General features: G+C 71.0%; 5 protein-coding genes and 1 pseudogene. 1 reads left to right on the top strand and 5 read right to left on the bottom strand.

All coding sequences use genetic code 11. The annotated features are described in order from the left end of the window. From G3I65_RS14305 to G3I65_RS14285, 5 genes and pseudogenes are all read right to left on the bottom strand, one after another. Window positions 1-381, bottom strand: a pseudogene (locus G3I65_RS14305) (branched-chain amino acid ABC transporter permease); the annotation flags it as partial. Next, on the bottom strand, window positions 378-1,229 hold the full coding sequence (locus tag G3I65_RS14300; protein ID WP_160696545.1) for a branched-chain amino acid ABC transporter permease: 852 nt from the start codon (window positions 1,227-1,229) through the stop codon (window positions 378-380). The gene G3I65_RS14300 and the pseudogene G3I65_RS14305, both read right to left, overlap by 4 nt. 30 nt (window positions 1,230-1,259) lie before the next feature. Beyond that, window positions 1,260-1,967 carry an ABC transporter ATP-binding protein gene (locus tag G3I65_RS14295; RefSeq protein ID WP_160696544.1) on the bottom strand — a complete coding sequence of 236 codons (708 nt, stop codon included), beginning with the start codon at window positions 1,965-1,967 and terminating at the stop codon, window positions 1,260-1,262. Beyond that, on the bottom strand, window positions 1,960-2,751 hold the full coding sequence (locus tag G3I65_RS14290) for an ABC transporter ATP-binding protein (RefSeq protein WP_375336682.1): 792 nt from the start codon (window positions 2,749-2,751) through the stop codon (window positions 1,960-1,962). Before G3I65_RS14290 ends, G3I65_RS14295 begins: the two co-directional genes overlap by 8 nt. Window positions 2,752-2,947: 196 nt before the next feature. Next, window positions 2,948-3,928: an ABC transporter substrate-binding protein gene (locus tag G3I65_RS14285; RefSeq protein ID WP_160696542.1), complete on the bottom strand. Its 981-nt coding sequence runs from the start codon at window positions 3,926-3,928 to the stop codon at window positions 2,948-2,950. A 270-nt stretch (window positions 3,929-4,198) separates the two neighbouring features. On the opposite strand from G3I65_RS14285, the gene G3I65_RS14280 reads away from it, so the two are divergent. Beyond that, a partial coding sequence (locus G3I65_RS14280; RefSeq protein ID WP_275940154.1) for a kelch repeat-containing protein occupies window positions 4,199-4,485 on the top strand: 287 nt, incomplete at its 3' end.

Genomic DNA, 4,485 nt, shown 5'->3' with positions numbered 1-4,485 from the left:
CCGGGCCGCGGCGGCCCCGGCCAGCAGCCCGGCGAGCCCACCCGCGGCCGAGGCCAGCAGCAGGTCGGCCCACAGCGGGAACGACGGCACCTTGTTCACCAGCAGCGCCACCGTGTACGCGCCGATGAACATGAACGCACCGTGGCCCAGGGAAACCTGCCCGGTGAGGCCGGTCAGCAGCGTCAGCCCGGCCACCGCGATCAGGTAGTAGCCGATCGTCGCGATGCGCAGGTTGGTGAACTCGTCGGTCACCAGCGTCAGCACCACGACGACGGCGAAGGCGGCCAGCGCGAAGAGGACGTGGCGGACCAGCGGCGGCAGCACGCGCTGCTTTTCCGGTGCTGTCACGGTGGCTCGCGGCAGGCTGGTGCGCACGCTCATACCCGCCTCGCCTTCGCGCGGCCGAACAACCCGCTCGGGCGCACGGAAAGCACGACCACCAGGATCGCCAGCGCGGCGATGGTGACCATCTCCGGTCCGAAGTAGCCGGACACATAGGACAGTCCGACGCCGAGGACGAACCCGCCGGCGATGGTGCCCAAGGGGTTGTCGAGGCCGCCGAGCACCGCCGCGGTGAGCGCGTAGACGAAGACGCCGTCCAGCACGTTCGGGAACAGGAACGGTGGTGTGGCGAGCAACCCGGCCAGCGAACCGACGGCGGCGGCCATCCCCCAGCCGACGGTGAGCATCAGCCCGACCCGCACGCCGAGCGTGCGGGCGACGTCCGGCGCGAACGCCGCCGCGCGCATCCGCAGGCCCAGCGGCGTGTACTTGAACACGACGAGCACGAGCGCGGCGATGGCGAGCACGACCAGCACGACGAACAGGTCGTTGGCGGAGAACCGGCCGCAGAAGTCGAAGGCGTACGGGAACGCCAGCGGCTCGTTGGACCAGATCATGCCCGCGATCGCCTGCAGCACCAGCAAAAGGCCGAGCGTGACGATGATCGAGCTCAGCTCGGAGCGGTGCCGCAGCGGCCGGATCAGCAGCCGTTCGGTCGCGACGCCCAGCACGGTCCCGGCGACGATCGCGACGGCGAAGCCGAGCCAGTAGCTGCCGGTCGCCTTGGTCACCGAGTACGCGAGGTACGTCGAGATCAGGGCGAGGGCGGGCTGCGCGAAGTTCACCACCCGGGTGGCCCGGTAGATGATGACCAGGGCGAGCCCGAGCGCCGCGTACACCGCGCCGGCCGAGATCCCGCCGAGGGTCAGGTCGAAGAAGTCTTGCATGCCGGACCGTTCACCTCCGTTTTGGACGCCTCAGAAGCCGAGGTAGGCGTGGCGCAGGCCGTCGTCGGCCAGCAGTTCCGCCGCGGTGTCGACGGCGACGACCTTGCCGAGCGCGAGGACGTAGCCGCAGTCGGCGATGGACAGCGCGCTGTGCGCGTTCTGCTCGACGAGCACGACGGTCAGCCCGGTCGAAGCCCGCAAATCGCGCAGGATTCCCATGATCCGCGCGGTGATCAGCGGCGCGAGACCCAGCGACGGCTCGTCCAGCAGCAGGAGCCCGGGCCGGCTCATCAGCGCGCGGCCGATGGCGAGCATCTGCCGTTCGCCGCCGGACAGCGTCGACGCGGGTTTCGCCGAACGTTCTTCCAGCGGCGGGAAGAGCTCGTAGACCTCCTTGCGCGCGACGGCGCGATCGGCGCGGTCACGCCGCCACAGCGCGCCCAGCCGGAGGTTCTCGTCGACGGTCAGCTCGGTGATCACACCGCCGCCTTCGGGCACGTGCGCGACCCCGCCGCGCGCGATCCGGTCCGGCGCCCGCCCGGTGAGTTCCTCGCCGTCCCAGGAGATCCGGCCGGCGCGGGCGGGCTGCAGGCCGCTGATCGTGCGCAGCAACGTGGTCTTGCCGGCGCCGTTCGCCCCGAGCACAGCGGTGATCCCGCCCCGCTCGACGGTGATGCCGACGCCGTCGAGCGCGCGGACGGCGCCGTAGGAAACGGAAAGCTCGTCGATCTCAAGCACTCGGTGCCTCCTCGGCGGGGTCGCCGAGGTAGGCCTCGGCCACGCGGGGATCGGCCTGGATCTCGGCAGGCGTGCCCGCCGCGATCACCTCGCCGAAGTTCAGCACGACGACGCGGTCGCACACCTGCATGACCAGGTCCATGTGGTGTTCGACGAGCACGACCGCCATGTCCCGCCGCAGCGACAGGATCAGCGCCGCCAGCTCGTCGAGCTCGGCGGACGACAGCCCGCTCGCGGGTTCGTCGAGCAGGAGCAGATCGGGTTCCGCGACGAGCGCTCTCGCCAGCGCGACGCGTTTCCGCACCCCGTAAGGCAGTACCCCGGGCAGCCGGTCGGCGAGGTCCGCGATCCCCAGCTCCCCGAGGGTGGCCCGCGCCCGCTCAGCGAGGCCGGCTTCGTCGCGCGCGGATCGCCCGGCCCCGACGAGCGCCGGCACCACCCCGGTGCGCGCGTGCCGCCCCGCGCCGGCCATCACGTTCTCCAGCACGGTCAAGCCCGGGAACAGCCCGAGCCCCTGCAGCGTCCGCACGATCCCGAGGCGGGCCAGGTGTTCCGGGCGGTGGCGCACCAGCGGTTCCCCGCGCCACAGCACGCGCCCCGCCTGCGGCCGGACGAACCCGCAGACGACGTTGAAGAGCGTGGTCTTGCCCGCGCCGTTGGGCCCGATCACCCCGACGACGGTGCCGGCGCCGACGCTCAGCCGGACGTCGCGCAACGCCGTGAGGCCGCCGAAGCGCACGGTGAGGCCGTCGACCACGAGCAGGTCCTCGCCGGGAAGGGTCATCGTCGACTCTCCTTGTCTCACCATGTGGACCAGGCCGTACCGCGCGGTCGGTATGAAGAGGGTGGAGGTCGGCGGCGGTGAAGTCAAGGCCGCGCGGAAGGGGACTTTCTTCCCATCTCACGCGCTGAAGGGGACTTTCCTCGCATCGGATGCGCGGAAAGTCCCCTTCAGCTCACGGAAGCGGCGAGCCCCGGTGTCAGCCCGTACTGGCCTGCGGCGCGATCATCGAAGAAGCGTCGATCTTCGTCTGCACGACACCCAGCTGCTGCAACAGGTCCGGCACCCGCTGGATCCGGCGGGCGTCCAACGTGGACCCGAACGCCGGCATCACCATCAGGCTCGCGATGTCCTGGTCCACCCGCGCGTTGCGGACGACCAGCGGCTCCACCCGGGCCCGGTCCACCGCGGCGCGCGTGGCGTTGAGCATCGCGCGCTGGAAGGCGGCCAGCGTCTTCGGATGGTCGCGGGCCCACTGGGCGGTGGCGCCGTAGCCCGTCAGGGGAAACGCTTGCGTGCTGCCGCTCGCGGCGTCGATCACCGGGTACGCGCCGGCCGTCTTGGCGGACTGTGTCAGGAACGGTTCCGGCTGGTAGGCCGCGTCCACGCGGCCCTGCGCCAGCGCCGCACCCATCTCCGGCAGGGGCATCGGGACCCACGTCACCTTGGTGGTGTCGATGCCGTGGTCGCGCATCACCGACCGGGTCAGCACGTCGGACGCCGCGTTCTTCGAGCTGATCGCGATCCGCTTGCCGCTCAGGTCGGCGATGGTCTTCACCGGCGAGCTCGGCACGGTGACGACCTCGTTGCTGCGCGGGCTCGCCGAGGTGGCGTCGGCGACCAGCTTCAGGTCCGCGGTGCCGCTGCTCTTCGCCAGGAAGAACAGGGTGTAGGTGGACAGCGCGAGGTCGTCCTTGCCCTCCACCATGCGGGTCAGCGTGTCCTGGCCGCTGGCGCCGATGTCGGTCTGCACCTCGAGGCCCTCGGCCTTGAAGTAGCCGCCTTCCTGCGCCAGCCACAGGGTGGCGAGGTCGACGGTGGTGAGGATCGCGACCCGGATGGCCGGTTTTTCGACGCCGCCACCGGTCTTGGTCCCGCCCACCTGGCTGCACCCGCTCAGCAGCAGGGCGGCGGCGACGGCGAGGACGGCGAACCGGCGGGTCGAGGCGCGTCTGGGCATGGCACTCCTCGGAAAAGAATCCTTCTGCACGTGGAATCCGGCGGTTGAGCCGTGATTCGCCGGACTGTAGATGACGATTTCCGCGCCCGCAAACACGTTGCCGAGAATTGCGGGCGCGATGATCACGCGCGGAAACAAACCAACGAGGAGCTCGCACACAGCGTGATCGTCCTACGCCATCCGGCGGAGCGCACTGGGACGTCTGATCGTCACCGGCACTGCTCCGAAGGCGTAAATCGCGAACTTCCAAAGAGGGGAAATCATGAACGAATGGAAGTACCGGCCGCCGCTGCTCTCGCCCCGGTTCGGCCACGAGGTGGCACCGACGGCGCCGTCGGCTACAGCTCCGTCGAGACCCGCCACGCCCGCGGCGAGGGCGAGTGGCACTACGTCAGCCCGATGCCCGTACCCCGCGCCGACTTCGCGGCCGGCGTGGCAGGCGGGATCGTCTACGCCGCAGGGGGAATCGGCCCCGGCGGGGCCGCGCTGGACGCGGTCGACCGCTACGACCCCGAACGCGACGAGTGGCGCCCGGCGCCCGCGCTGCCGGTCCCGCT

Source organism: Amycolatopsis sp. SID8362 (genome assembly GCF_010550475.1).
GTDB classification, from domain to species: Bacteria; Actinomycetota; Actinomycetes; order Mycobacteriales; family Pseudonocardiaceae; genus Amycolatopsis; species Amycolatopsis eburnea.
The sequence above is the reverse complement of the archived record's forward strand: the minus strand, read 5'-3'. Positions and strand labels throughout refer to the sequence as shown.